The 438-nt window shown below is 68.0% G+C and carries 1 protein-coding gene; it reads right to left on the reverse strand.

Annotated features, from left to right (window positions below; translation table 11 throughout):
* On the reverse strand, window positions 1-438 hold a 438-nt coding region (locus AB6A65_RS16630; protein WP_371039495.1), incomplete at both ends, for an adenosylhomocysteinase.

A 438-nucleotide genomic window follows, 5' to 3' on the forward strand; every position in this document is an offset into this window, starting at 1 on the left:
GCCTCCTCCTCCTCGGAGGTGGGCACGGCGATCAGGTCGTCCTCGCCCTCCTCGACGCGCGCGCCGATCAGGATGTAGAGGGTCGCGTCCCCGCCGTCGTCGAGGATCATGTTCGCGCCACCTTCCTCGAAGTGGAAGATGTGGTCGATGTAGTCCCAGTATTCCTCGAGCGTCTCGCCCTTGACGGCGAAGACCGGCGTGCCGCCCTCGGCGATCGCCGCTGCGGCGTGATCCTGCGTGGAGAAGATGTTGCACGACGCCCAGCGCACGTCGGCGCCGAGGGCGTTGAGCGTCTCGATCAGGACCGCCGTCTGGATCGTCATGTGCAGACTGCCCGCGATGCGCGCGCCGGCGAGCGGCTTCGAGTCGCCGTACTCCTCGCGCAGGGCGATCAGCCCGGGCATCTCGGTTTCGGCGATCTCGATCTCCTTGCGGCCG

The organism is Rhodosalinus sp. FB01 (assembly GCF_041365715.1).
Lineage (GTDB): Bacteria > Pseudomonadota > Alphaproteobacteria > Rhodobacterales > Rhodobacteraceae > Rhodosalinus.